Genomic DNA, 26,508 nt, shown 5'->3' with positions numbered 1-26,508 from the left:
TCAACGGAGACCGTGACTACCACCGCCGCTTCCTCCGCCCACTCCCACCACCTCTCGCCCGCCTTCCCCGGCCGGGCTCCCTGGGGTACCGCCAGCAAGCTGCGTGCCTGGCAGCAGGGGGCGATGGAGAAGTACATCCAGGAGCAGCCGCGTGACTTCCTCGCCGTCGCCACGCCCGGCGCCGGCAAGACGACCTTCGCCCTGACCCTCGCCTCCTGGCTGCTGCACCACCACGTCGTGCAGCAGGTGACGGTGGTGGCGCCGACCGAGCACCTGAAGAAGCAGTGGGCGGAGGCCGCGGCCCGGGTGGGGATCAAGCTCGACCCCGAGTACAGCGCGGGCCCGCTCGGCAAGGAGTACGACGGGGTCGCGGTCACCTACGCGGGTGTCGGCGTGCGCCCGATGCTGCACCGCAACCGGGTCGAGCAGCGCAAGACCCTCGTCATCCTCGACGAGATCCACCACGCCGGTGACTCCAAGTCCTGGGGCGAGGCGTGCCTGGAGGCGTTCGAGCCCGCGACCCGGCGGCTCGCGCTGACCGGTACGCCGTTCCGGTCCGACACCAACCCCATCCCGTTCGTGACGTACGAGGAGGGGACGGACGGGATCCGGCGGTCCGCCGCCGACTACACGTACGGCTACGGCAACGCCCTCGCCGACCACGTCGTCCGCCCCGTCATCTTCCTCTCCTACAGCGGCAACATGCGCTGGCGCACCAAGGCGGGTGACGAGATCGCCGCCCGGCTCGGCGAGCCGATGACCAAGGACGCGATCAGCCAGGCCTGGCGCACCGCCCTGGATCCGCGCGGCGAATGGATGCCCAGCGTGCTGCGCGCCGCCGATCAGCGGCTGACCGAGGTCAGGAAGGGCATCCCGGATGCGGGTGCGCTGGTCATCGCGTCCGACCAGGACTCGGCGCGTGCGTACGCCAAGCTGATCCGTGAGATCACCGGCACCAAGGCGACTCTGGTGCTGTCCGACGATGCCGGCGCCTCCAACAGGATCGACGAGTTCAGCGGGAACGGCGACCGCTGGATGGTCGCGGTGCGGATGGTGTCCGAGGGTGTCGACGTGCCGCGGCTCGCGGTCGGGGTGTACGCCACCACCATCTCCACCCCGCTGTTCTTCGCGCAGGCCGTCGGGCGTTTCGTACGGTCCCGGCGGCGCGGCGAGACCGCGTCCGTGTTCCTGCCGACCGTGCCCGACCTGCTGACCTTCGCCAACGAGATGGAGAAGGAGCGGGACCACGCCCTCGACAAGCCGAAGAAGGAGGGCGAGGAGGATCCGTACGCCGAGTCCGAGAAGGAGATGGACGAGGCGAACAAGCAGCAGGACGAGGACACCGGCGAGCAGGACATGCTGCCGTTCGAGGCGCTGGAGTCCGACGCCGTCTTCGACCGGGTCCTCTACGACGGCGCCGAGTTCGGCATGCAGGCCCACCCCGGGAGCGAGGAGGAGCAGGACTACCTCGGGATTCCGGGACTGCTGGAGCCGGACCAGGTGCAGATGCTGCTGCAGAAGCGGCAGGCACGGCAGATCGCGCACAGCCGTAAGAAGCCGGACACCGAGGCCGACCTGCTGGAGCTGCCCGCCGAGCGGCGGCCGGTGGTCAGCCACAAGGAGATGATGGAGCTGCGCAAGCAGCTCAACACCATGGTCAGCGCGTACGTCCACCAGAGCGGCAAGCCGCATGGTGTGATCCACACCGAGCTGCGGCGGGTGTGCGGGGGGCCGCCGAGTGCCGAGGCCACGGCGGGGCAGCTGCGGCAGCGGATCGCCAAGGTGCAGGAGTGGGCCACGCGGATGCGGTGACGCTCCGCAGGGGTTCGGCGCTTCCTTCCCGGCCCCCGGCCCCCGGCCCCCTGTCCACCCGCCCGTCCGTCTGGGCCGGCTGTGAGATCGCTGTCGCGGCTCCGCCCCGGACCCCCCCCATGATCCTGGCGCTGCATATTCATGGGGGCGTGCGTAACCGGACGAATGCAGGCAGGCCGGATCTGGTCTTGCCCGGATTCTGGACGGAGACTTCCGCTCAGCGAACCGGCTTCGCTAATGTCCCGCTACGCACACGCCCCGTGGCAGCGCCGCCGCGGAGCGCAGCCGTGAAGCGACAAGGCCCGGAGCCGCCGGGCCGTCCTGCCGATCGGCGGCCTCTGAAGCGCGTCGCCGACGGGACTCGGTGACGCATCCGTCGCTCAGGGGACGCCGACCTCACCGCCGAAGGAGTGGGCGTCGTGACCGCGGAGACCTCTCAGACGCTCGACCGGGGACTGCGCGTCCTCAAGCTGCTGGCCGACACGGACCACGGGCTGACCGTCACCGAACTTTCCAACAAACTGGGCGTGAACCGGACCGTGGTGTACCGGTTGCTCGCCACGCTGGAGCAGCACGCGCTCGTACGGCGTGACCTGGGCGGGCGAGCCAGGGTCGGTCTGGGAGTGCTGCGTCTGGGCCGTCAGGTGCATCCGCTGGTGCGGGAGGCCGCCCTGCCCGCGCTGCGCTCGCTCGCCGAGGACATAGGGGCGACGGCCCATCTGACACTGGTGGACGGGACCGAGGCACTGGCCGTCGCCGTGGTCGAGCCGACGTGGACGGACTATCACGTGGCCTACCGGGCCGGTTTCCGCCATCCGCTGGACCGGGGGGCGGCGGGCAAGGCGATTCTTGCCGCGCGGCTGTCGCCCGCGGCCGATCCCGGGTACACGCTCACGCATGGCGAGCTGGAGGCGGGGGCGAGCGGGGCCGCGGCGCCGCTGGTCGGGGTGACGGGGGTCGAGGGCAGTGTGGGTGTGGTGATGCTCGCGGATTCCGTGCCGGAGAGGGTGGGGCCGCGGGTGGTGGATGCGGCGCGGGAAGTCGCCGAAGCGTTGCGCTGAGGCCCGGCTTCTCGGCCGCGGGTGTGCTGTGGCTTGTCGCGCCCACGCGGCGGAGCCGCATATCGATGACGCCCCGCGCCCCTTGATCGCAGGCAACGCCCGCTGCCTGAGCGCCGTCGGCCAGTGTCCTGGCCATCTTGGCCATCTCGCCAATGAATACCCCCGGTCTTTAGCCGTTCCCCTCACCCCTTGCCGGGTCTCCCTCCGCATCATCAAGAGCCGTACAAGCCCGGATGCGGAGGGAGCGACACCGTGGAGAGAGCCGACAGCCGGCCGGAGGCCGGAGCGCGAGGGGACAGGCCGCGAGGGGACAGGCCGCGAGGAGCCCGTGCGGCCGCCCTCGACCTCACCGCCGACGTCGTCACCCTCACCCGCGCCCTGGTCGACCTCCCTTCCGAGAGCGGGCAGGAGCGCCAGATCGCCGACGCCGTGGAGGCGGCCCTGCGCGAGCTGCCCCACCTGGCCGTCGACCGTGTGGGCAACTCCGTCGTCGCCCGCACTGCCCTCGGCCGGCCCGAACGCGCTCTGCTGGCAGGGCACCTGGACACCGTTCCGGCCGCCGGGAACCTGCCCTCGCGGCTCGCCGACGGCCGTGTCCACGGGCTCGGCGCCTGTGACATGAAGGGCGGGGTGGCGGTGGGCCTCAGGCTCGCGGCCACCGTGCCCGAGCCGGTCCGCGATCTCACCTACGTCTTCTACGAGTGCGAGGAGGTCGAAGGCGAGCGCAACGGGCTGGCCCGGATCGCGGCCGCGCGGCCGGGGCTGCTTGAAGAGACCGCACTGGCGATCCTGATGGAGCCCTCCGGCGCCGGTGTCGAGGCCGGCTGTCAGGGCATCCTCACCGCCGACATCGTCGTCGAGGGCGCCCGCGCCCACACCGCCCGCGCCTGGCAGGGCGTCAACGCCGCGCACAAGGCCGCCCGGGTGCTCCAGCGGCTCGACGGGTACACGCCCGAGCGGGTCGTCGTGGACGGGCTGGAGTACCGGGAGGGGCTGAGCGCGGTCGCCGTACGGGCCGGGGTCGCCGGGAACGTCGTACCGGACGAGTGTGTCGTCACCGTCAACTTCCGCTTTGCGCCCAGCCGTTCAGCCGAGGAGGCGGAGGCGTACGTGCGCGGGCTCTTCCCGGAGTGGGAGGTCCGCGTCACCGAGGTCGTCCCAGGGGCGCCGCCCCGTCTGGACCGGGTGGGCGGGCTCGTCGCAGCGCTGGGCGCCGAGCCCCGGGCCAAGTTCGGCTGGACGGACGTCGCCCGGTTCGCCGCGCTCGGCGTGCCCGCGCTCAACTACGGCCCGGGGGATCCGTCGCTGGCCCACACGGCGGGGGAGTACGTCCCGGTCGAACATCTGGAGCGGTGCGAGGAGCGGCTCAGGCGGTGGCTCCTCCGAGCCCGGCCAGCGTCCTGAGCTGAAGCCACAGCACCAGCCGTTCGTCGGGGTCGTCCAGGTCGACGCCGGCGTGCCGCTGGAGCTGCTTGAGACGGTAGCGGCAGGTGTTGGGGTGCACGGCGAGCAGCTTCGCCGCGCCCGCCATGTCGCAGCCCGCGTCGAGCCAGCAGATGAGCGTGCGGGCGTACTCCGTGCCGTTCTCGGCGTCGTACGCCAGGACCCCGCGCCAGGCGCCCGCGCTCAACTCCCGCCGTTCCCGCATCACTTCGGACAGCCTCAGCAGCGTCACGCGCGGGCGCACCTCGTCCACGGTGGCGACCGGGTGACCGGCGTCCAGGACCCGCAGCACCAGGTCCGCGTCCGCCCGGGAGTCCGCGAGGCCGCCCGGGCCCGGCACCACCTCACCCAGCGCCGCCCGCACCGGCACCCGCAGCGCCTGCCCGGCCCGCCCGACGATGTCCTCGGCCAGCCGCCTGTGGCTGCCTCCGTCCGTTCGCCTCCGGGACGCTTCGGCCGGTGCCGAGCGACCGGCCGTGCTCGCCCCCTCGGGCCTCCGCGTTCCCCATGCTCCCTCCGCACCGGCGTGCCCCTGCGGCTGCGGCTGGGCACCGGGCGCCGGGAGCACGGCGTACACCACCCCGTCCACCAGCAGGCACGCGTGCCGCCCGTACCGCGCCTCGCACTGCAGGCGTACGACGTCCAGCAGGCGCAGCGCGGTGCGCTCGGTGTCCGGCACGCTCGCGGCCGTGTCCAGGACGAAGGCGGCCACCCGGGCCGGGCCCGCGACCCCGAGGCGCTCGGCGGCCGTCGCCGCGTCCGCCGTGCCGTCCAGCAGGCGGCGCAGCAGATCGCTGCCCCGGTGCCGGGCCAGTTCGCGGGCCGCACGGGCCCGCAGCAGGAGCAGGGCGGCCGTCGAGGCGCCCTGGGCGAGGGTGTCCTCGGCGTCCCGGGCGAGCGAGCCGTCGTCGATCACCCAGACGGAGCCGAGCGTCTCCCCGCCGGCCCGCACCGGCATCGCGAGGCGGGGCAGGCCCGAGCCGGTCAGCGCGGGCAGCCGCACCGGCCGGTCGGCCGCGAACAGCCGCCGGTACTGCTCGGTGTTCTCCGCGCTGGCCGGCACCTGCAGCCCGAGGATGCCCTGGCGCCGGTCCTCGTCCACCGGCTGGCCGGGGACGGTCGAGTAGGCGAGGATCCGCTGCCGCGGGTCCTCGATGGCGGTGGCCCCGCCGACCCCCGCCGCGATCGCGTCGGCCAGCGCGAACAGATCGCCGAGGCCGGTGTCGGAGGAGACGGCGGGCCGGGTGTCGATGGCCGAGGCCAGCAGCAGGTGCACATGGTGCCAGGCCGCGTCCTCGGCGACCGACAGCAGCGCCACGCCGTGCGCCTCCGCCTCCGCGACGGGCCCGTCGGCGCCCCGCACCACGACCCCGGCCAGCCCGGCCGACGCGGCCGCCCGCACCAGCGGTCCCGCCTCGGCGGCCGGTACCCCGACCGCGAGCAGCAGCCCGCCCGGCAGCCGGGGCAGCAGGGTGCGGCCGTCGTGCAGCACCGCCTCGGTGACCGGCACACCCGGCCCGGCGGGTGCGGTGTGCAGGCGTAGGGCGGGGCCGCCGACGACGTCCAGGAGATCGCCGAGCGTGCACGCGTCCATGGCGGTCCTTCCGTGGCGGCTTGGCTGATGGCGCAACGAACGTACGCATGTCTTGGCCGTCCGCACAACACACGGCCCCTCGCCGCCGCCGAGACTCGTCCTCATGACAGCAGGAGCCACGACAGCAGGAGTCACCGTCCGCTCGGTGCACGACGTCGCCGGGCTCGCGGCCGTGGCCGACTACTTCAGCGACGTGTGGCACACCCCGCGCACCGCCCCGCCCTATCCGGCCGAGGTGCTGCACAGCCTGGTGCACGCGGGCGGCGCCGTGCACGCCGCGTACGACGGGCAGCGTCTGGCCGGGGCCTCGGTCGCCGTCCTCGGTCCCGAGCGCAGCACCTACTCGCTGGTGGCCGCGGCCGACCGGGGCCTCGGGCACGCGGTGAAGCGGGCCCAGGGCGCGTGGGCGGCCGGTCTCGGCGCCGGCAGCATGCGCTGGACCTTCGACCCGCTGGTGGGCCGCAACGCCCGCTTCAACCTGGTCAAGCTGGGTGCCACGGGCACGGAGTATCTGGTCGACTTCTACGGCCCCATGACCGACGGCGTGAACGACGGCGACGAGAGCGACCGGCTGACAGTGAGCTGGGACCTCACGGCGCCCACCACCTCGTACGGCCCGGAAGGCACGCGAGAGCGTGACCTGGCGCCCGCCGTCCGCACGGCCCCGGACGGCGGCGTCCTCGCCCGCCGCGGCCGCCGGCACGTGTGGTGCCGGGTCCCGGACGACATCGTCGCGCTGCGCGCCGCCGACCCCGCCTCGGCCCTGCGCTGGCGGCATGCCGTGCGCGAGGTGTTCCTCGAGGCCTTCGCGGAGGGCTTTCGGGCGACGGGCATGTCCCGCGACGGCTGGTACACCCTCGCCCGGACGGAGGAGGACGCGTGAAGCTGGAGCGCGTCGAGATCGTGCACGTGGCGATCCCGCTGGTCACCCCGTTCCGTACGTCCTTCGGCACGATGACGGCGAAGGACACCTTCCTGCTGCGCGTGGTCACGGACGCGGCCGAGGGCTGGTCGGAGTTCGCCGCCGACCCCGAGCCGCTGTACTGCCCGGAGTTCGTGGCCGGCGCGGAGATCGTGCTGCGCGACTTCCTGCTGCCCCGGGTGGCCGCGCTGCCGCACCTCACCACGGCCGCGCTGGCGCCCGCCACGGCGAAGATCAAGGGGCACGAGCTGGCCAAGGCGGCCCTGGAGACGGCGGTCCTCGACGCCGAGCTGCGCTCCTACGGCATGCCGCTCGCGACCTATCTCGGCGCCGTACGGGACCGGGTGCCGGCCGGGGTCTCCGTCGGCATCAAGAACTCCGTGCCCGAACTGCTGGACGACGTGGAGCGCTACCTCGCCGAGGGGTACGTCCGCATCAAGCTGAAGATCGAACCCGGCTGGGACCTCGAACCGGTCCGGGCGGTCCGCGAGCGCTTCGGCGCCGACCTGCCCCTCCAGGTCGATGCGAACACCGCTTACGGCCTCGGCGACGCCGAGCATCTGCGGCGCCTCGACGAGTTCGGGCTGCTGCTCATCGAGGAGCCCCTGGAGGAGAACAACCTGCACGCCCACGCCCGGCTCCAGCAGCGCCTGGCGACCCCTGTCTGCCTGGACGAGTCCCTGCACCACGCCCGCGACACCGCGTCCGCGATCGCCATGGACGCCTGCCGGGTGGTGAACGTCAAGCCCGCCCGGGTCGGCGGCTACCTGGAGGCCCGCCGCGTGCACGACGTGGCCCATGCGCACGGGGTCCCGGTGTGGTGCGGCGGCATGCTGGAGACCGGCATCGGCCGGGCCCCCAACCTGGCCCTCGCCGCCCTGCCCGGCTGCACCCTCCCGGGTGACACCTCGGCCTCCTCGCGCTACTTCGCCGAGGACATCACCGAGCCGTTCGTCCTGGAGGACGGCCATCTCCCGGTACCGGCCACGCCCGGCATCGGCATCGAGCCGCTCCCGGACGCGCTGCGGCGCTTCACCCGGGCACGCCGGGACCTGTACGACGGGTGAGGGGCGGGTGGCCGAACCGGGGCACCGCGTTAGATTGACTCCGTGCTCTCACGTCTCACGCGTCCCCAGGCCGTCGCCGTCTGCGCCCTGCCCGTCGTGGCCCTGCTCGCCACGGCGGCGTTCGCGCCGCTGCCGTTCTCGGTGGCGCAGCCCGGGAGCACGGCGAACGTGATCGGTGAGAACCGGGGCACCCCGGTGATCACCGTCTCCGGCGCGCCGACCCGGAAGACCAGTGGACAGCTGCGGATGACGACCATCGTGGCGACCGGCCCGGACGCGCGGATCCACCTCGGGGACCTGATCGACAACTGGTTCCGCGCCGACCGGGCCGTGATGCCCCGCGACGCGGTCTACCCGACGGGCAACAACGTCAAGGAGATCGAGAAGCACAACATGGATCAGATGCGGCAGTCCCAGGGCGCGGCGACCGAGGCGGCGCTGAAGTACCTGGACCTGAGCGCCGACAAGGTGAAGGTCCGGCTGAAGCTCGCCGATGTCGGCGGGCCCAGCGCGGGTCTGCTGTTCACCCTGGGGATCATCGACAAGCTGGACGGCGACGGCAGCGGCGGCGACCTCACGGGCGGGCGCACCATCGCCGGTACGGGCACGATCGACGCCGACGGCAAGGTCGGCGCGGTCGGCGGGGTGGCCCTGAAGACGCAGGCCGCGCGGCGCGACGGGGCGACGGTCTTTCTGGTGCCGAAGGACGAGTGCGCCGATGCCAAGGCCGAGCTGCCCAAGGGGCTGCGGCTGGTCCCGGTGACCACGCTCAAGGGTGCCGTCGACTCCCTGGTGGCGATGGAGCGGGGCAAGGGCTCGGTCCCTAGCTGTTAGACCACCGCCGGGCGGGCCGCGCGTTGAACTTCCTGTCGTCCGCGAGCAGCTGCTGGTGGCGGCTGCTCAGGTACTCCCAGAAGCTCACCCGGGCTCACCTCGGGTCGGCTGGTTCCTTTCCCTGCTGCCCGTGCTCCATGGCGGCCTGCTCCACCAGCGGGATGATCCGCAGCGGAACGGGGTTCTCCATGACGATCGCCGTGGAGGCCCGGACGATGCCATCAAAACCGACGACCCGGTCGATCACCCGCTGAAGATCGGCGTTCGAACGGGCCACCAGCCGGCACAGCATGTCCCCGCTGCCCGTGGTCGTCAGCAGCTCCAGCATCTCCGGCACCGTCGCCAAGTGCGCCCGGACGTCGGCCCCTTGGCCCTGCCGGATCTGCAGCGTGGCGAACGCGGTGACCGGATAGCCGAGGGCCGCCGGGTCCACCTGGGGCCCGAATCCCCGGATGACGCCATTCGACTGAAGCCGGTCCAGCCTGGCCTGGACCGTCCCCCGGGCCACCCCCAGCCGCCGCGACATCTCCAGCACACCGATGCGCGGCTCCCGCGCCAGCAACACGATGATGCGTCCGTCCAGCTGATCGATCGCCACAGCCCCTCCCGGGGTGGTCATCATGTACAGAAAGCTCGCCGATAGCGGCGTATCACTCAACAGAATGCCCAGTGAATACGGAAACTATTGCGCACCTTGCAGACCCGAGCCACGCTTCGCCCATGACGCAGACCACACACCACACTCCCGACACCACCCGGCAGGCCGACCCCTTCCCGGTCAAGGGAATGGACGCGGTCGTCTTCGCCGTGGGCAACGCCAAGCAGGCGGCGCACTACTACTCCACCGCCTTCGGCATGCGGCTGGTCGCCTACTCCGGACCGGAGAACGGCAGCCGCGAGACCGCCAGCTACGTGCTGGAGAACGGCTCCGCCCGTTTCGTCTTCACCTCGGTCATCAAAGCGAGCACCGACTGGGGCCGCTTCCTCGACCGGCACGTGGCCGAGCACGGCGACGGCGTCATCGACCTGGCCATCGAGGTCCCGGACGCGCGCGCCGCCCACGCGTACGCCATCGAGCACGGCGCCCGCTCCGTCGCCGAGCCGTACGAGCTGAAGGACGAGCACGGCACGGTCGTCCTCGCCGCGATCGCCACCTACGGCGAGACCCGCCACACCCTGGTCGACCGCTCCGGCTACGACGGCCCCTACCTGCCGGGCTTCGCCACCGCCGCGCCGATGGTCGAGCCGCCCGCCCAGCGCACCTTCCAGGCCGTCGACCACTGCGTCGGCAACGTCGAGCTCGGCAAGATGAACGAGTGGGTGGCCTTCTACAACAAGGTCATGGGCTTCACGAACATGAAGGAGTTCGTGGGCGACGACATCGCCACCGAGTACAGCGCGCTGATGTCGAAGGTCGTCGCGGACGGCACCCTCAAGGTCAAGTTCCCGATCAACGAGCCCGCGATCGCCAAGAAGAAGTCCCAGATCGACGAGTACCTGGAGTTCTACGGCGGCGCCGGCGTCCAGCACATCGCGCTGAACACCAACGACATCGTGCAGACGGTCCGCACCATGCGCGCGGCCGGCGTTCAGTTCCTCAACACCCCGGACTCGTACTACGACACCCTCGGCGAGTGGGTGGGCGACACCCGCGTCCCGATCGAGACCCTGCGCGAACTGAAGATCCTCGCCGACCGCGACGAGGACGGCTACCTGCTGCAGATCTTCACCAAGCCGGTCCAGGACCGCCCGACCGTGTTCTTCGAACTCATCGAGCGGCACGGCTCGATGGGCTTCGGCAAGGGCAACTTCAAGGCCCTCTTCGAGGCGATCGAACGCGAGCAGGCCAAGCGGGGCAACCTGTAGTCAGGAAGCCGGCAGGGGCTCGTCCGGCACGTCCCCGAGCTCCTGCAACGCGGCCCTGGCCGCCGGCTCCCGCAGCGGCGAGAAGTACGGGCTGATCCGCAGCGCCTCCTGAAGGTGCCGCCGGGCCGGCCCGTGCTCGTCCAGCTCCCGCTCGATCATGCCCCGGTGGAACACGTACAACGCGCTGCGCACCCCACCCCCCTTCGTCCTGTCCGTCGCGATCGACGCGAACTCCAGCGCCTCGTCGTCCTCGCCGACCCGGTGCAGCGCCCAGCCGAGGGCGTCGGCCACCTCGATGCCGGGCTGACGCGCCCACTCCTCCCGCAACCGCTCCACCGCCTCCCGCGGATCCCCGTGGTCCGCCTCGAACTGCCCGATCAGCAGCTCCTCGTCGACCCCGCCGGCCACCGCCTGCCGTGCCCGCGTCCTCACCAGGTCGTACTGCGCCTGGGCGGCCGGGAACATCCCCAGCGACTCGTACAGCTCGCCCAGCTCCAGCGCGTCCTGGGGGTCCGGCCGCCTGGCGACGGCCGTCCGGTACGCGGCGATCGCCTCGTCGGTACGGCCCAGCGCCGCCAGCGCCCGGCCCTTGCCCGCCAGCGCCGCCCGCCGGCCGGGGTCCAGCCGGAGAGCCGCCGTGAAGTGCCGCAGCGCGTCCTCCCGATCGCCCCGCTCCCAGGCCAGCTGCCCGACCCCGGTCAGATAGGAGGCCTGCTCGGCGGGTGTGCGGGCGGTGGCCGCCGCGTCCGTCAGCTGGGCCACCGCGTCCTCGCGCCAGCCCCGGTCCCGGTACACCGCCGACGCCCGCGCCATCACCGCGGGCCGCACGGCCGCCCCCGCACGCAGTCCCGTCAGCTTGTCCAGGGCGCCGCGCGCCGACTTGTAGTCGCCGAGCCCGTTGTAGGCGTCGATCAGCGGCGGATACGCGCTCCAGCGCTTCGGCGCCAGTTTCTGCGCCTGCTCGCCGTACCGCTTGGCCGCCGGAAAGTCCCGCCGCGCGTTCGCCAGCGAGGCCAGTCCCTCCAGCGATACGGCGTCCTCCGCGCTCTCCGCGGCCCTCGTGTTTCCCCCCTTACGCACCTCCAGCGAGGTCCGCAGCGCCCGCTCGGCCTTCGGATAGTTCGCCGCGTCGGCACTCTGCCGCCCCAGCTCCAGATACGCGGCCCCCAGCACCGCCCACGCCCGCGCGTCCCGCGGCCGCGCCCGCACCCTGCTCTCCTGCTGCCCGATGAGCGACGCCAGATCGGGCAGTGCGGCCGGCAGCCCGGCGGTCACCGCAGTCAGCGCCCGCGCCGGTGCCTGCGCCTGCGCCTGCGGGCCCGCCGCCGGCGGCCTCGCCGGACGCCGCGCCCCGTCCGGCCGCAGCATCAGCACGGCACCCGCCGCGACCCCGCCCGCCAGGGCGGTGACCAGCACGCGCCGCGGCCACCGCCGACGGCGGCGAGGCGGGGGCGGCTCGGTGACGGAGTGGCCGTACTGTCGGATCTCCATGGCGCTCACTGTGCGTCAATACGACGAGCGCGCCCGGGTGGCCCAAGGAAGGCACGGACGGGGTTCACACCGATGGCCCCGAGTGCGACGCTGTGATCATGAGCCGCATCGAAGCGCGTCCCGACGAGGACGCCGCAACAACCGGTAACCTCACCGACCGGCTCCTGGCCGGCCTGCCCGCCGAGGCCGTCCTGACCGACCCCGACGTCACCGCGTCCTACGCCAACGACATGGCGAGCTTCTGCCCCGCGGGCGCCCCGGCCGTGGTCGTGCTGCCGCGCACGGTCGAACAGGTCCAGCACGTCATGCGCACCGCCACCGAACTGCGCGTACCGGTCGTCCCGCAGGGCGCCCGCACCGGCCTGTCCGGCGGCGCCAACGCCACCGAGGGCTGCATCGTGCTGTCCCTCACCAAGATGGACCGCATCCTGGAGATCAGCCCCGTCGACCGGATCGCCGTGGTCGAACCGGGCGTGGTCAACGCCGCCCTCTCCCGGGCGGTCGAGGAACACGGCCTGTACTACCCGCCGGACCCCTCCAGCTGGGAGATGTGCACCATCGGCGGCAACATCGGCACGGCGTCGGGCGGCCTGTGCTGTGTGAAGTACGGCGTGACCGCCGAGTACGTGCTGGGCCTGGAGGTCGTCCTCGCCGACGGCCGGGTGATGTCCACCGGGCGTCGCACCGCGAAGGGAGTCGCCGGCTACGACCTCACCCGTCTCTTCGTCGGCTCCGAGGGCTCGCTCGGCATCGTCGTCCGCGCGATCCTGGGCCTCAGGCCCAAACCGCCCGAGCAGCTGGTGCTGGCCGCCGAGTTCGCCTCCGCGGCCGCCGCCTGCGAAGCCGTGTGCCGGATCATGGAGGGCGGGCACGTCCCGTCCCTCCTCGAACTGATGGACCGTACGACCGTCAAGGCGGTCAACGACCTCGCCCACATGGGTCTGCCGGAGACCACCGAGGCGCTGTTGCTGGCCGCCTTCGACACCCCGGACCCCACCGCCGACCTCGCCGCCGTCGGCGCGCTGTGCGAGGCCGCCGGCGCCACCCAGGTCGTCCCGGCCGAGGACGCCGCCGAGTCCGAACTCCTCCTCCAGGCCCGGCGGCTCTCGCTGACCGCGCTGGAGGCGGTCAAGGGCACGACGATGATCGACGACGTGTGCGTGCCCCGCTCCAGGCTCGGCGCGATGCTGGAGGGCATCGAATCCATCGCCGCCGCATATGGGCTCACCATCGGGGTCTGCGCACACGCCGGAGACGGCAACACACACCCCACCGTCTGCTTCGACGCCCAGGACGCCGACGAGTCCCGACGGGCCCGCGAGTCCTTCGACGAGATCATGGCCCTCGGCCTGGAACTGGGCGGCACCATCACCGGCGAACACGGGGTGGGCGTCCTGAAGAAGGAGTGGCTGGCACGGGAGATCGGCCCGGTCGGCGTCGAGATGCAGCGGGCGGTGAAGCAAGTCTTCGACCCCCTCGGGATCCTCAATCCCGGCAAGCTCTTCTGACCCCGCCGTCATCGGGCGAGCAGATGGTCGAGCGCGTCGTCGATGCCCAGCTGCCCGCCCTCGGTCCCCGGAGGCACCACCCGCAGCGTCCGCTCCAGCCATGCGGACACCTGGGCGGCGGGAGCCTCGAGGAGGGCGTCCCCGTCAGGGGAACTCAGCCCCACGAGCACGACGCTGCGCCCCTCGGCCTTCGTCGGCCACACCCGCACATCCCCCTGCCCGCACGGCCGGAACACCCCCTCCACCAGGAGCTCCCGGGCGAAAGTCCAGTTGACAGGGTGCTCGGAGTTGATGTGGAAGGCGATGTGGATCGCGTACGGGTCGTCGCAGCGATAGCTGAGCCGGGCCGGGACCGGGATGCTCCGCTCGGGCGACAGAATCAGTCTCAGCTCCAGCTCCCGCTCCACCACGGTGTGATCCATGACCTGCGTTTCCTCTCCTCCGGGGCCGCTCGGACCGGGCCCATGCACAGGGGAGAGGGGGCGGGGGCGCCGGCATTACGCGGGTTCCGGGAAATTTCTTCTCGGGCTTCGGACGAGCCCTGTCGGCTGAGCCATAAGACTCCGGGTCAAAGGACGCAGGCGGCCGGCATGTCACTCGTGCGGGTGAACGAAGCCGATTCCTGAGACCGAGCGGGCGGATGAACGCATGATCGGCGGTGGTGCTGGACGGGTAGCGGCTAGGAGGCTGAGGCGGTGGCACGCGAGCGCGACAGGCGGCGTGCCCCGGATGCGGCGCCGGAGCGGCCCGACCCGGTCACCGTGCACCGGGCGGTGCGCCGCCGTGTGCTACGACATCGTCCGCGCCCGGAGCCACGGCCGGTCGTGTCCGGACACCGTCCACGTCCCGGCCTTCGTACCCCGTCTTCATACGCGATGCGCAGGGCCGTCCGACCGGCGAACCCCACACCGTCCCGCTCGACCCGAGCGGTCCCCGGCCGCGCGGGGATCGCGGCGGATAATCCGGGCTTTTCCGAGGTCCGCACCACCGGACGGGACACCATGGGAGCCGGCACCGGCCAGGCCGGGCCACCGGACCGCACATCCGGTTCATGGCGAGTTGGCCGACACCGGCCAACAACCCTGGGAGCGGTCTGATAGATGTGGAGGCCCCCAACCCACCCCCGAGCAGATACGGGCAGACGGACATGAGCGCCCCAACCCCGGCCCCCGGTGACGACAGGCCCCGCGAGGGCTACTACCCGGACCCGTCCATCCCCGGCTACGTCCGGTACTGGAACGGCGCCTCCTGGGTGCCGGGCACCAGCCGGCCGGCGCCCAAGGACGGCGAACCGCTCGCTCCGCCGCCCGGCGTCCGCCCGGCGGCCCCGTCCGTCGAGGAGACGGGCCCGCACTTCTTCGACGAGGACCCGCAGCCGGGGCCCTCCGGCCAGGAGCGGAAGGCCGCCTGGGGCACCGACCCGAGGATCCCCGCCGACAACCCGTCCCGGCCGGCCGGCCACGCCGACGGCACGGCACCGGTCCCGCCGGCCGAGGACGACACCCCCGACTCCGGCGGGACGTTCATCTTCCGCCGCCCGGTCCCCGGTCCCGCCGCGGTCACCGACGACGGCACGATGATGTTCCGCCCGGCGCCGGGCCAGGGCCCGCAGCCGGGAGCCGTCGGCCCCGCGTCCTCCGGCACGCCCGGCTTCGGGGCACAGGGACCGGTCGGGGCCGGCGGCCCGGGTGCCGCAGGACCCGGCGTGCAGGGACCGGTCGGGGCACCCCCGGCACAGTCCGCCCCGGCCACGGGCCCCGGCTTCGGCGCCGGGAAGGCCGCCGCCGCCCGGGCCGCGGCAGCGCAGGCACCCCAGACACCGCAGGCATCGATGGCCCCCTCGGTACCGCAGCAGGCAGGGCCCCAGCAGCCCGGCCCACAGCAGTCCGTGCCGCAGCAGTCCGTGCCCCAGCAGGGCGGTCCGCAGCAGGTCGTGGCCCCCGCCACCCCCATGACCGCGGGCCCCGGCGGCGGCCAAGCCTCCTGGGCGCAGCAGGTGCACCAGCTGGCCGGAGGCGGGGACGAGCAGCCCGTGGCGCCGTGGAAGCCGCCGGTGGAGGACCCGTTCCAGGCGGCGGCCCGCCGCCAGGCCGCCGCCCGCCCGGCCGGCCTCGGCAAGCGCCTCGCCGCCCGCCTGATCGACAACCTGGTCCTCGGCGCCGTCACCGCCGCCGCGGCGGTCCCGTTCGGCGCCCAGGTGGCCGACCACATCCAGCACAAGATCGACGAGGCCAAGCTGTCCGGCCGTACCGTCACCGTCTGGCTGCTCGACGGCACGACCGGCACCGCGCTCGGCGTCGTCCTCGCCGCGCTCCTCGTCTTCGGCGTGCTCTACGAGGTGCTGCCCACCGCCAAGTGGGGCCGCACCCTCGGCAAGAAGCTGTGCGGTCTCGAGGTCCGGGACATCGAGGCGCACGAGCCCCCGACGTTCGGCGCGGCCCTGCGCCGCTGGCTCGTCTACAGCGTCCCCGGCCTGCTCGGCATCGGGATCCTCGGCGTGCTGTGGTGTCTGTTCGACCGGCCCTGGCACCAGTGCTGGCACGACAAGGCGGCCCACACCTTCGTCGCGGACTGATCGGGCGGGGCGCCCTACCCCCGTACGGCCGCCCGCCGGATGCGGAGCCGGGGTGTTCGCGGTCCACTCGGGCCATGAGCAGCGAACCGCCCCCCGGCTCCGGAGAGCAGCCCCCCGAGGACGACCCGTTCAAGAAACGGCCCCCGTCGGACCAGGGGGCGGGCTCGCCGTACGACACCCCGTCCGGCGGTGCCCAGCAGCCCCCGCCGCCCAGCGGTCCGCCCCCGCCCCCAGGAGGCGAACAGCCGCTCCCGCCCTGGGGCGGCCAGCAGCCCCCGCCCTACGGCGGCGAACCGTACGGGGGCGGCCCTTACGGCGGCGCCCCCGGCTACCCGGCCGACCCGCTCGCCGGTATGCCCCCGCTCGCCGACAGCGGCAAGCGGACGCTGGCGCGGATCATCGACATCATCCTTGTCACCATCGTCGCCGTGCTGGTCAATCTGCCCTTCGGGCTCACGGTGAACAGCGACGCGATCGAGACCAGCAAGGTGTTCGCGGAGGCGGTGATCGGCATCGTGCTCTATGTCGGCTACGACACCTTCATGACCGCCAAGTGGGGGCAGACCCTGGGCAAGAAGTGGCTGGGCATGAGAGTCGCCGACCTCGCCGACGGTTCCACGCCGTCGACCCAGACCGCTCTGATGCGTGCGTTGGTGCTCTGGCTCCCGGCCCTGTTCTGCTGCTCCTGCTTCTGGATCGCGATCGCGGGCGGCTGGAGCTACTTCGACAAGCCGTACAAACAGGGCCTGCACGACAAGGCCGCCAAGACGGTGGTGGTCGAAGTCGGTTGACCTGCTATGGCTGCCCATACGAAAGCGGCGGGTCCGTGGGAACAGCCACGGGCCCGCCGCTCACGTGCGGGGCCGGTCAGAGCGCGGTGGTCACCGGCTCCTCCTCGGGTTCGGGCGCGGTCGCGGCCGGCGAAGCGACCGTACGCGGCTTCGGCAAGGGCACCGTCATGGCCACGAGCAGCCCCAGGGCCAGCGCGGCCAGCGCGATGACGGTGATCCCGAGGCCCGAACTCGTCTGGGACAGCAGCAGCATGGCGAGCGTCGAGAAGATCACGGTGCAGGAACCGTAGGCGAGCTGTGCGGCAGTCGGACGAGGCATGGCAATCGTGTCCTCGGAAGATGATGGGGGCGCCTTCGACTCTATTCGCGTGCATGCCCGAATGGGACGCCGGGTAAGCGTGACCTAACCCACGGTGCCGGTGCACAGGGGGCGCACGGAGTCATGGCGTCCGGCCAGTGGACGGGGCGACGCGCCGTTGACCGACATGTTCAGCCGTTCGTAAAGCGAACGCCGTCTCCGCATAGTGCACTTGTTCTACTCAAGTCAAGGTCTGTCTTTTCTTCTAAACCTCTAGTCAAATGTCGTCACTTGATTACACGCGTTGATCGTGCGCGCACGGACCCTTCCATGACCAGGACCCCCCTGTCCGTGTGCGCGGCGCGGGGGAGGAACTCAAGTGACCAGCAGACCCTGGACGTTCAGAGCCGCGGCCATCGGCGTGGCGCTCGCCGCGGCCTCCGCCGGCTTCGCGACCTTCGCCGTCGCCGAGGCGAGCACCACGGCCCGGTCCGCCGCCGCGAACCGGCACGACCCGGCCCCGGTGAAGCAGCAGGCGCACGACCTCGACGGCCCCATGAGCAAGACCCAGAAGGCCCAGCGCCAGGAGGCCCTGAACCAGCTCATATCGGGCAAGGTCAAGGCCAAGGAGCGCAACGGCTCGAAGGTCGTCCAGCTCAAGAGCAAGAAGGGCGACAGCAAGTACGTCGAGCTGGGCCGCGAGAAGACCGACAAGATCTTCACCATCCTGGTGGAGTTCGGGGACCAGGCGGACCCCAAGTACGGCGGTACCCCCGGACCGCTGCACAACAAGATCGCCGCGCCGGACCGCACGAAGGACAACTCGACGGCCTGGCAGAAGGACTACAACCAGAAGCACTACCAGGACCTCTACTTCGGCACCGGCAAGAAGACCGAGTCGCTGAAGAAGTACTACGAGAAGCAGTCCTCGGGCCGCTACTCGGTCGACGGCGAGGTCTCGGACTGGGTCAAGGTCCCCTACAACGAGGCCCGTTACGGCAACAACGCCTGCGGTCAGACCAACTGCCCGAGCGTGTGGAACGCCGTCAGCGACGGTGTCAACGCCTGGGTCGCCGACCAGAAGAAGGCCGGCAAGTCCGACGCCGCGATCAAGGCGGACCTGGCCAAGTACGACCAGTGGGACCGCTACGACTACGACGGCGACGGCAACTTCAACGAGCCCGACGGCTACATCGACCACTTCCAGCTCGTGCACGCCGGTGAGGACGAGTCCGCGGGCGGCGGTGTCCAGGGCAAGGACGCGATCTGGGCGCACCGCTGGTACGCCTTCGGCACCGACAAGGGCGTCACCGGCCCCCAGAACAACAAGCTCGGCGGCGCGCAGATCGGCGACACCGGCATCTGGGTCGGCGACTACACCATCCAGCCGGAGAACGGCGGCCTCGGCGTCTTCGCCCACGAGTACGGCCACGACCTGGGCCTGCCGGACGAGTACGACACCAACGGCGGCGACAACTCCACCGGCTTCTGGACGCTGATGTCCTCCGGCTCCTGGCTCGGCACGGGCAAGGAGTCCATCGGCAACCTGCCCGGCGACATGAACGCCTGGGACAAGCTGCAGCTGGGCTGGCTGAACTACGACTCCGCCAAGGCCGGCGTCTCCTCCTGGCACAAGCTGGGCCTCGCCGAGTACAACACCAAGTACCGCCAGGCGCTGGTGGTCTCGCTGCCCGACAAGGCGGTCAAGACGGAGATCGTCACCCCGGCGCAGGGCTCGGCCCAGTGGTGGAGCGGCAGCGGTGACAACCTCAAGAACACCCTGACCCGTTCGGTGGACCTCACCGGCAAGACGTCGGCCGCGCTCACCCTCGACGGCTGGTACGACATCGAGAACGGCTACGACTTCCTCTACACCGAGGTGTCGACCGACGGCGGCGCCAACTGGACCGCCCTGGACGGCACGGTGGACGGTCAGGCCATCCCGCGCGACGGCTCCGGCAAGCCGACCCTGACCGGCACGGTCGACGGTTACAAGAAGCTGTCGTACCCGCTGGACGCCTACGCGGGCAAGAAGATCGAGGTCCGTTTCCGCTACGAGACCGACGGCGGTGTGGCGCAGAAGGGCTTCGCGGCCGACGAGATCGCGGTCACCGCGGACGGCGCGGCGCTGTTCTCCGACAACGCCGAGACGGCGGACGCCGGTTGGAGCGCCACCGGGTTCTCCCGCATCGGCGCGTCCTTCACCAAGGACTACAAGCAGTACTACCTCGCCGAGAACCGCCAGTACGCGTCGTACGACAAGACCTTGAAGGCCGGCCCGTACAACTTCGGCTTCTCGTCGCGTCCCGGCTGGGTGGAGCACTACCCGTACCAGAACGGCCTGCTGATCTGGAAGTGGGACACCTCCCAGGCGGACAACAACACCAAGGACCACCCGGGCACCGGCCTGATCCTTCCGGTGGACGCCCACTGGAAGGCGCTGAAGTACTCCGACGGCACGCTGCTGCGCAACCGGATCCAGGCCTTCGACTCGCCGTTCAGCCTGGACGCCACGGACGCGATCACGCTGCACAAGGCGGACCAGGCGACCACGTTCAAGTCGCAGAAGGGGGTGCCGGTCTTCGACGACCGCGCCAGCTCCTACTACGACACCTCGAACCCGACCGGTGGCGTCAAGATCACTGACACCAACACGAAGATCAAGATCACCAAGCAGGCCAAGGATGGCTCGACGATCGAGCTGGAAGTCGGCCCCGCGGTGAAGTAGCGGACATTTTCGCAGGTCAGAAGCGTATCGGCGGTGACCCCCTGGCGGGTCGCCGCCGATCGTGTTTAGGTGCGTCCTGTGGTCCGCTTATTGACACCGACCGAAACGGGGATGTGACCGCATGGCCGCAGGAGGTTTCTGCAAACTGCCGAACGGCAGAGTGGTGGTGGCTCTGAACCTGCCCAGCCCCGCCGCCGACGGCTCGACCGGGGTACGGGTGCTGGTCCACGCCCAGAACCGCGCCCGGGCCCTCACCCGCCTGCGCAACCTGGGCCTGCGCGCGATCTACCTCCGGGGGAACGCGGCGCCTCCGACCCCGGACGAGATCACGGCGGTCCTGCACCACCCCGACGGCCTCATATGGCGCACGGCACCCGACAACGGTGTCACCGTGATAGAGCTCTGGCACCCGATCCGAGCACTGCTCCGCAGGTCGGCGGTGGTGCAGCAGAGCTGAGGGCACCCTCCTCCGCCGCGACGGCGATCAGCCGCTGCGGCGCGGACCGGTGGTGCCGGACCTGCCCTAAGCCCTGGTGGTGGGTCGGCTAGCCGCTGACCACCGGCTTGCCGGTCAGTTCCACGCCTGCCGCGCGCAGCTCCTCCAGAGCCCGTTCGGTGGACTCCGGGGCGACCCCCGCGGTCAGGTCCAGGAGCACCTGGGTGCGGAAGCCCTCCCGGGCGGCGTCCAGCGCGGTGGCGCGTACGCAGTGGTCCGTGGCTATGCCGACCACGTCGACCTCGTCGATGTGGCGGGAGCGCAGCCACTCGGCCAGGGCCACCCCGTTCTCGTCGGCGCCCTCGAAGCCGCTGTACGCCGCCGAGTAGGCCCCCTTGTCGAACACCGCGTCCACCGCCCCGGAGGCGACGGCGGGCGCGAAGTTCGGGTGGAAGCCCACCCCCTCCGTGCCCGCGACGCAGTGCGCGGGCCAGGAGCGGACGAAGTCGGGGTTGTCCGCGAAGTGGCCGCCGGGCGCGATGTGGTGGTCGCGGGTGGCGACCACGTGGCGGTATCCCGTCCCCGCCGCCTGGCCGATCAGCTCGGTGATCGCGGCGGCGACATCCGCACCCCCGGCCACCGCGAGGCTGCCCCCCTCGCAGAAGTCGTTCTGCACGTCTACGACGATCAAGGCGCGGCGCATGGTGGGTGTCCTTCGGCTGTGGGTTAAGTAACTGAGCCTAGAGAGTTTGGGGCCCGTCCGGGAGGGGGCTCGGAAGGGGGCGGACAGGGGGCGCGCTCTAGCTCTCCGAGCGCCCCTGGAGGTACTCCGTCGGAAGGACGGGTTCCCCCCGCGAGAGCTGTGTCGCGGACAGCGGCAGATCGGCGCGGGCCGCGATGTGCCGCGCGCGGGCCGCGTCGAGCGGCTCGCGCGCGACGACGTCACCGCCCTTGACCAGTTCCACCAGCAGCTGCCGGTCGGCCAGCCCGGCCGGCACCGGCCCCGTGCCGATCACCTCGGCCTCGGCCACCCCCCGCTCGTCCGGCCGCCGCGCCGCCCACTTGCGCCCGCCGATGGAGGTCTTGCCCCCGGTGGACTTCTTCGCGACCGGCACCAGCGGCGCCGCCGGATCGGCGGACTCGGCCCGGGCGACCAGCTTGTAGACCATGGAGCAGGTCGGATGGCCGGACCCGGTCACCAGCTGGGTGCCGACGCCGTACGCGTCCACGGGCGCCGCCGCGAGCGAGGCGATGGCGTACTCGTCCAGGTCGGAGGTGACCACGATCTTCGTGGCCGTGGCGCCCAGCTCGTCCAGTTGCTGACGGACCCGGTGGGCCACCAGGAGCAGATCGCCCGAGTCGATGCGCACCGCGCCCAGCTCGGGCCCGGCCACCTCCACCGCCGTACGGACCGCCTCGGCGACGTCGTACGTGTCCACCAGGAGGGTCGTGTTCCTGCCCAGCGAGGCCACCTGGGCCTCGAAGGCGTCCCGCTCGCGGTCGTGCAGCAGGGTGAAGGCGTGCGCCGAGGTGCCGACGGTCGGGATGCCGTAGCGGAAGCCGGCCGCGAGGTCGGAGGTGCTCGCGAAGCCACCGACGTACGCGGCCCGGGACGCGGCCACGGCGGCCAGCTCGTGGGTGCGGCGGGCGCCCATCTCGATCAGGGGCCGGTCACCGGCGGCGGAGGCCATCCGGGAGGCGGCCGCCGCGATCGCCGAGTCGTGGTTGAGGATGGACAGGATCACCGTCTCCAGGAGCACGCACTCGGCGAAGCTGCCCTCGACCCGCATGATCGGCGAGCCCGGGAAGTAGACCTCGCCCTCGGGGTAGCCCCAGATGTCACCGCTGAAGCGGTAGTCGGCGAGCCACTTCAGGGTCTGCTCGTCCACGATCTTCCGATCGCGCAGGAAGTCGAGGACGCCCTCGTCGAAGCGGAAGTTCTCGACCGCGTCCAGGACACGCCCGGTGCCCCCCACCACGCCGTAGCGCCGCCCGTCGGGCAGCCGCCGGGTGAAGACCTCGAACACGCTGCGCCGATCGGCCGTACCGGCCTTCAGCGCGGCCTGCAGCATCGTCAACTCGTACTGGTCCGTGAAGAGCGCCGTCGAGGGGACGTCCACCGGCAGCCCAAGGTCCGCTGTGTTCATGGCAAGCATCGTACCCCCATTTCGTCAGTGTGACGATTTGTCGAGCGCGTGGCAGCATGGGCTGTGTGACGTCACCCGCGCCCGTAGAGATCGAACGCACCGAGTCGGCGGAGGAGGTCTTCGCCGTACCCGAGCCCGACGTCCCCTGGGTCACGATCGTCCACAACGACCCGGTCAACCTCATGAGCTATGTGACCTATGTCTTCCAGGCGTACTTCGGCTACCCCAAGGACAAGGCCACCAAGCTCATGCTCGACGTTCACCACAAGGGCCGGGCGGTCGTCTCCAGCGGTTCTCGCGAGGAGATGGAGCGCGACGTGCAGGCGATGCACGGCTACGGTCTGTGGGCCACCCTTCAGCAGGACCGGAAGTAGCGAACCCATTTCGATGCCCGGACACTTCGAACCGATCCCCGGCGGCGGCGCCGCCGTCGCGCTCGACGAGGTCGAGATCTCCATCATCCGGTCGCTGGCCGTGCAGCTCCTCGAGCTGATCGGCCCCGGCCCCGCCGAGGACGCCTCCGCGGACCCGCTCGCGGAGCTGTTCGCCGAGGGCCCGAGCGAGCCGCCCGCCGACCCGGTGCTCAGAAGGCTCTTCCCGGACGCCTACAGCGATCCGGAGACGGCGCCCTCCTCCCCGGCCGAGGCCGAGGAGTGCAAGGCGCACTCCGCCGAGTTCCGCCGGTACACCGAGAACGACCTCAGGGCCGGCAAGCGGGACAACGCCCTCGCGGTGGTCCGCACGCTGGACGCGCTGTCGCCGCTGGACGAGGGCGGGGCGGTGCTCAAGCTGTCCCCGGAGGAGTCGCGATGCTGGCTCAGTGCCCTCAATGATCTGCGTCTGGCGATCGGTGCCCGGCTGGAGATCGTCGACGAGGACGACACCGATCTGCTCTACCGGCTCCCGGACGAGGACCCGCGCAAGCCGATGGTGATGGCCTATCTGTGGCTCGGTGGCCTCCAGGAGACACTCGTGGCCACACTTATGCCCTGATCTGTCAGGATTCCGTGTTCGCTCAGAGGACGCTCAAATCCGGATAACGATCCCGTCACCGTTGCGGCCTGGTATGTAGCATTCGAGCGCTCTTTGTCCGCTTTTCCCTGTGCTGTGCGTCACAACACACCCCTGTGATCAATATTGCGGCCGTGATAAATCTTCACGACCGCCCGGCCAAACACCACCCATGTTCGGCCGGGTGCGCCACCGAGCCGGCGACCGCCGGCCAGGCACGGGCGGGCACGCGAAACCCGCCCAGCTCCATCAATCCGGGGGGATCGAAACCCGATCCGAGGCCGACGAAAGGCCCGGGTCGGCATGGAGAAAGGCGCACCACAACATGGCCTCTGAGAAGGTCACCGAAGCCCCTGAGGAGGGCTACGAGCGCGGGCTCGGCAGCCGCCAGGTCCAGATGATCGCGATCGGCGGTGCGATCGGCGTCGGTCTGTTCCTGAAGGCCGGGGCCAACATCGAGAAGGCGGGCCCCAGCCTCATCCTGATGTACGCCCTCGCCGGCGTGATCATCTTCTTCATCATGCGGGCCCTGGGCGAGCTGCTGCTCTACCGCCCTGTCTCCGGCTCGTTCGCGGACTACTCCCGCGAGTTCCTCGGCCCGTTCTTCGGCTACTTCACGGCCTGGACGTACTGGCTGATGTGGGTGGTCACCGGCATGGCCGAGCTGACGGCCGCCGCGATCTACATCAACTACTGGTTCCCGGCCATCCCGCAGTGGGTGACGGCGCTCGTCTTCCTGGTGGTCCTCTTCGGGGTCAACCTGATCTCCGTGAAGCTCTTCGGGGAGCTGGAGTTCTGGTTCTCGATGGTCAAGGTCACCGCCCTGATCGGCATGATCGTGATCGGCCTCGGCGTGCTCACCTTCGGCTTCAGCGCCGCCGGTGACACCGCGTCCGTCTCGAACCTGTGGCAGTTCGACGGCTTCTTCCCCAAGGGCATCGGGTCCTCGCTGATGACCCTGCAGGGCGTGATGTTCGCCTACCTCGCCGTCGAGCTGGTCGGCGTCACCGCGGGCGAGTCCGAGAACCCGGAGAAGACCCTCCCGAAGGCCATCAACACGCTGCCCTGGCGCATCGGCCTGTTCTACGTCGGTGCCCTCACCGTCATCCTGTGCGTGGTCAAGTGGACCGAGTTCACCGAGGGTGTCAGCCCCTTCGTGAAGGCCTTCGCGATGATCGGCATCCCGGCCGGCGCCGGCATCGTCAACTTCGTGGTGCTCACCGCGGCCCTGTCGTCCTGCAACTCGGGCATGTACTCCACGGGCCGCATGCTGCGCACCCTCGCGGACAACGGCGAGGCCCCGCGCGTCTTCTCCAAGCTGTCCTCCACCAAGACCCCGGCCTTCGGCATCACCGTCTCGGTGCTGTTCATGGGCATCGGCGTGGTCCTGAACTACGTCGTCCCGGAGAAGGCGTTCGGCTACGTCACCTCCGTCGCCACCGCGGCCGGCATCTGGACCTGGCTGATGATCCTGATCAGCCACGTGTTCTACCGCCGCGCGGTGAACGCCGGCCGGCTGCCCGCCTCGCCCTTCCCGGCACCGGGCGGCGCGCTCAGCAGCTGGGTCGCCATCGTGTTCCTGCTCTTCGTCACCGGTCTGATCGCGTACGATGCCGACTCCCGCATCTGCCTGTACGTGATGGCGGTCTGGGCGGTCGCGCTCGGCATCGGCTGGCTGGTCCTGAAGAACCGCACGCCGCAGATCGCCGACCGCCGCGAGCCCGAGCTGGAGCAGGTGGGCTGATCGCGGGGAGACCTCCCTCGGGACGTCCGGCCGCCGGGAGTACTCGTGGCACCCCCGGCGGCTGCCGCTCAGGACGTCCATCATGTGGGCCGTCCCGTACCACACATCGGTACGGGGCGGCCCCTCTGTCTATCCTGACCCCCATGCTGACCCTCACCCAGGCCCTGTACGACCAGATCGTCGCCCACGCGCGCGAGGACCACCCCGACGAGGCGTGCGGCGTCGTCGCCGGCCCGGTGGGCTCCGGCCGTCCCGAGCGCTTCATCCCGATGCTGAACGCGGCCCGCTCGCCCACGTTCTACGAATTCGACTCGCAGGATCTGCTCAAGCTCTACCGCGAGATGGACGACCGCGACGAGGAGCCGGTGATCATCTACCACTCCCACACGGCGACCGAGGCGTACCCCTCGCGGACCGACATCGGCTACGCCAACGAACCCGGTGCCCACTACGTCCTCGTCTCCACCGCCGACGCCGACGGCCTCGGCGAGTTCCAGTTCCGCTCCTTCCGGATCCTCGACTCGGAGGTCACCGAGGAGGAGGTCAGGGTCGTGGAGACGTACTGATCTCAGTCCTTGGTTGAGATCTGTCCGTCATGTGGGATCACATTCCAGGACCCGGACCGGGAATCGATACGATGAGCCCATGGTTCTGAACGACGTGAGCGAGAAGGCGCCGAGCACGCTGCTCGTGGCGCGGCTGCACGTCGACCTGTGCAGGCTGAACAGCGCCATCTGTTGACGTTCCCCGCCGCCGTACGGCCGTGAGCCGCGGCGTGCCGCCGTACGCCCACACCGATTCGACGAGCCACCCCTTTCCGACAGGAGCCCTGAGCCATGGCCATCGAGGTCCGCATCCCCACGATCCTCCGCCAGTACACCGACGGTCAGAAGGCGGTGGAGGGCAGCGGTGCCACCCTCGCCGACCTGTTCGCCGACCTCGAGACCCGGCACGCGGGCATCAAGGCCCGCATCGTGGACGAGGGCAAGCTGCGCCGCTTCGTCAACGTCTACCTGAACGACGAGGACGTCCGCTTCCTCGACAACATCGACACCAAGCTGACCGACGGCGACACCGTGACGATCCTCCCGGCGGTCGCCGGAGGTTCCGCCGCGGCGGAGCCGCGTCCGACCGGGGTGGCGGTCGGGCGGCGGGCGGGACTGATCGGCCGCTGAGCACC

At 71.2% G+C, this 26,508-nt stretch carries 25 protein-coding genes; 18 read left to right on the top strand and 7 right to left on the bottom strand.

Features of this window, described 5'->3' with window-relative positions; translation table 11 throughout:
• Window positions 1-12 precede the first annotated feature (12 nt).
• The 3 genes from AVL59_RS42410 (at window position 13) to dapE (ending at window position 4,277) form a co-directional block, all read left to right on the top strand.
• The gene (locus AVL59_RS42410; RefSeq protein WP_067315053.1) at window positions 13-1,812 is read left to right on the top strand and encodes a DEAD/DEAH box helicase; all 1,800 of its coding nucleotides are present in this window, start codon (window positions 13-15) and stop codon (window positions 1,810-1,812) included.
• Window positions 1,813-2,231: 419 nt separating this feature from the next.
• Window positions 2,232-2,873, top strand: a complete 642-nt coding sequence (locus tag AVL59_RS42405) for an IclR family transcriptional regulator (protein ID WP_067315051.1) — start codon at window positions 2,232-2,234, stop codon at window positions 2,871-2,873.
• A gap of 378 nt (window positions 2,874-3,251) precedes the next feature.
• Window positions 3,252-4,277, top strand: a complete 1,026-nt coding sequence (gene dapE, locus AVL59_RS42400) for a succinyl-diaminopimelate desuccinylase (protein WP_067318427.1) — start codon at window positions 3,252-3,254, stop codon at window positions 4,275-4,277.
• Here the strand turns inward: dapE and AVL59_RS42395 are convergent.
• Window positions 4,240-5,910, bottom strand: a complete 1,671-nt coding sequence (locus AVL59_RS42395) for a PucR family transcriptional regulator (protein ID WP_067315049.1) — start codon at window positions 5,908-5,910, stop codon at window positions 4,240-4,242. The two genes, dapE and AVL59_RS42395, sit on opposite strands and share 38 nt — an antisense overlap.
• A 103-nt stretch (window positions 5,911-6,013) precedes the next feature.
• Between AVL59_RS42395 and AVL59_RS42390 the strand changes: the two genes are divergently transcribed.
• Genes AVL59_RS42390 through AVL59_RS42380 form a run of 3 tightly spaced genes read left to right on the top strand, consistent with a single transcriptional unit; the run spans window position 6,014 to window position 8,733 of the window.
• Entirely contained in the window at window positions 6,014-6,793 is a 780-nt protein-coding gene (locus AVL59_RS42390; protein ID WP_067315048.1) for a chorismate synthase, read from the top strand.
• Window positions 6,790-7,899, top strand: a complete 1,110-nt coding sequence (gene menC / locus AVL59_RS42385) for an o-succinylbenzoate synthase (protein ID WP_067315046.1) — start codon at window positions 6,790-6,792, stop codon at window positions 7,897-7,899. Before AVL59_RS42390 ends, menC begins: the two co-directional genes overlap by 4 nt.
• A gap of 42 nt (window positions 7,900-7,941) precedes the next feature.
• Complete coding sequence (locus AVL59_RS42380; RefSeq protein WP_067315044.1) at window positions 7,942-8,733, top strand: S16 family serine protease; 792 nt, start codon at window positions 7,942-7,944, stop codon at window positions 8,731-8,733.
• A 94-nt stretch (window positions 8,734-8,827) separates the two neighbouring features.
• Here AVL59_RS42380 and AVL59_RS42375 read toward each other — a convergent pair whose 3' ends face one another.
• A complete protein-coding gene (locus tag AVL59_RS42375) occupies window positions 8,828-9,331 on the bottom strand; it encodes an Lrp/AsnC family transcriptional regulator (protein ID WP_067315043.1) in 504 nt (167 codons plus the stop codon).
• Between the two features lie 122 nt (window positions 9,332-9,453).
• Between AVL59_RS42375 and hppD the strand changes: the two genes are divergently transcribed.
• Window positions 9,454-10,599, top strand: a complete 1,146-nt coding sequence (gene hppD / locus AVL59_RS42370) for a 4-hydroxyphenylpyruvate dioxygenase (protein WP_067315041.1) — start codon at window positions 9,454-9,456, stop codon at window positions 10,597-10,599.
• Here the strand turns inward: hppD and AVL59_RS42365 are convergent, their stop codons facing one another.
• Window positions 10,600-12,090: a tetratricopeptide repeat protein gene (locus tag AVL59_RS42365; RefSeq protein WP_067315039.1), complete on the bottom strand. Its 1,491-nt coding sequence runs from the start codon at window positions 12,088-12,090 to the stop codon at window positions 10,600-10,602. It lies immediately after the preceding gene.
• 92 nt (window positions 12,091-12,182) lie between these two features.
• Here AVL59_RS42365 and AVL59_RS42360 point away from each other — a divergent pair, with 92 nt between their 5' ends.
• A complete protein-coding gene (locus tag AVL59_RS42360; RefSeq protein ID WP_067315037.1) occupies window positions 12,183-13,598 on the top strand; it encodes an FAD-binding oxidoreductase in 1,416 nt (471 codons plus the stop codon).
• A gap of 8 nt (window positions 13,599-13,606) precedes the next feature.
• Here the strand turns inward: AVL59_RS42360 and AVL59_RS42355 are convergent, their stop codons facing one another.
• Window positions 13,607-14,020: an SsgA family sporulation/cell division regulator gene (locus AVL59_RS42355; RefSeq protein WP_067315035.1), complete on the bottom strand. Its 414-nt coding sequence runs from the start codon at window positions 14,018-14,020 to the stop codon at window positions 13,607-13,609.
• A 725-nt stretch (window positions 14,021-14,745) separates the two neighbouring features.
• On the opposite strand from AVL59_RS42355, the gene AVL59_RS42350 reads away from it, so the two are divergent.
• Together AVL59_RS42350 and AVL59_RS42345 are read left to right on the top strand one after the other, a co-directional pair.
• Window positions 14,746-16,173, top strand: a complete 1,428-nt coding sequence (locus tag AVL59_RS42350; RefSeq protein ID WP_067315034.1) for an RDD family protein — start codon at window positions 14,746-14,748, stop codon at window positions 16,171-16,173.
• 74 nt (window positions 16,174-16,247) lie between these two features.
• The gene (locus AVL59_RS42345) at window positions 16,248-16,964 is read left to right on the top strand and encodes an RDD family protein (RefSeq protein ID WP_067315032.1); all 717 of its coding nucleotides are present in this window, start codon (window positions 16,248-16,250) and stop codon (window positions 16,962-16,964) included.
• 76 nt (window positions 16,965-17,040) lie between these two features.
• Here AVL59_RS42345 and AVL59_RS42340 read toward each other — a convergent pair whose 3' ends face one another.
• Window positions 17,041-17,283 (bottom strand): hypothetical protein, encoded by a 243-nt coding sequence (locus tag AVL59_RS42340; RefSeq protein WP_067315030.1) that lies wholly within the window; start codon window positions 17,281-17,283, stop codon window positions 17,041-17,043.
• A 358-nt stretch (window positions 17,284-17,641) separates the two neighbouring features.
• Here AVL59_RS42340 and AVL59_RS42335 point away from each other — a divergent pair, with 358 nt between their 5' ends.
• Entirely contained in the window at window positions 17,642-19,990 is a 2,349-nt protein-coding gene (locus AVL59_RS42335) for an immune inhibitor A domain-containing protein (protein ID WP_067315029.1), read from the top strand.
• Between the two features lie 121 nt (window positions 19,991-20,111).
• Complete coding sequence (locus AVL59_RS42330) at window positions 20,112-20,447, top strand: hypothetical protein (protein ID WP_067315027.1); 336 nt, start codon at window positions 20,112-20,114, stop codon at window positions 20,445-20,447.
• A gap of 88 nt (window positions 20,448-20,535) precedes the next feature.
• Here AVL59_RS42330 and AVL59_RS42325 read toward each other — a convergent pair whose 3' ends face one another.
• Together AVL59_RS42325 and AVL59_RS42320 are read right to left on the bottom strand one after the other, a co-directional pair.
• Window positions 20,536-21,129 (bottom strand): nicotinamidase, encoded by a 594-nt coding sequence (locus AVL59_RS42325; RefSeq protein WP_067315025.1) that lies wholly within the window; start codon window positions 21,127-21,129, stop codon window positions 20,536-20,538.
• A 97-nt stretch (window positions 21,130-21,226) separates the two neighbouring features.
• Complete coding sequence (locus AVL59_RS42320; RefSeq protein WP_067315023.1) at window positions 21,227-22,573, bottom strand: nicotinate phosphoribosyltransferase; 1,347 nt, start codon at window positions 22,571-22,573, stop codon at window positions 21,227-21,229.
• A gap of 56 nt (window positions 22,574-22,629) precedes the next feature.
• Here AVL59_RS42320 and clpS point away from each other — a divergent pair, with 56 nt between their 5' ends.
• The 6 genes from clpS (at window position 22,630) to AVL59_RS42295 (ending at window position 26,503) form a co-directional block, all read left to right on the top strand.
• The gene (gene clpS, locus AVL59_RS42315) at window positions 22,630-22,947 is read left to right on the top strand and encodes an ATP-dependent Clp protease adapter ClpS (protein ID WP_067315022.1); all 318 of its coding nucleotides are present in this window, start codon (window positions 22,630-22,632) and stop codon (window positions 22,945-22,947) included.
• 13 nt (window positions 22,948-22,960) lie between these two features.
• Window positions 22,961-23,566 carry a DUF2017 domain-containing protein gene (locus AVL59_RS42310; protein ID WP_067315021.1) on the top strand — a complete coding sequence of 202 codons (606 nt, stop codon included), beginning with the start codon at window positions 22,961-22,963 and terminating at the stop codon, window positions 23,564-23,566.
• A 343-nt stretch (window positions 23,567-23,909) separates the two neighbouring features.
• Entirely contained in the window at window positions 23,910-25,328 is a 1,419-nt protein-coding gene (locus AVL59_RS42305) for an amino acid permease (RefSeq protein ID WP_067315019.1), read from the top strand.
• A 143-nt stretch (window positions 25,329-25,471) separates the two neighbouring features.
• On the top strand, window positions 25,472-25,894 hold the full coding sequence (locus AVL59_RS42300) for a M67 family metallopeptidase (RefSeq protein ID WP_067315017.1): 423 nt from the start codon (window positions 25,472-25,474) through the stop codon (window positions 25,892-25,894).
• Between the two features lie 79 nt (window positions 25,895-25,973).
• Window positions 25,974-26,069 carry a putative leader peptide gene (locus AVL59_RS56230; protein WP_335743766.1) on the top strand — a complete coding sequence of 32 codons (96 nt, stop codon included), beginning with the start codon at window positions 25,974-25,976 and terminating at the stop codon, window positions 26,067-26,069.
• A 95-nt stretch (window positions 26,070-26,164) separates the two neighbouring features.
• Window positions 26,165-26,503 (top strand): MoaD/ThiS family protein, encoded by a 339-nt coding sequence (locus tag AVL59_RS42295; protein ID WP_067315015.1) that lies wholly within the window; start codon window positions 26,165-26,167, stop codon window positions 26,501-26,503.
• Window positions 26,504-26,508 lie beyond the last annotated feature (5 nt).

Source organism: Streptomyces griseochromogenes (assembly GCF_001542625.1).
Lineage (GTDB): Bacteria > Actinomycetota > Actinomycetes > Streptomycetales > Streptomycetaceae > Streptomyces > Streptomyces griseochromogenes.
Note: the sequence above shows the minus strand (reverse complement) of the source record. Positions and strands in the feature narration are given on the sequence as shown.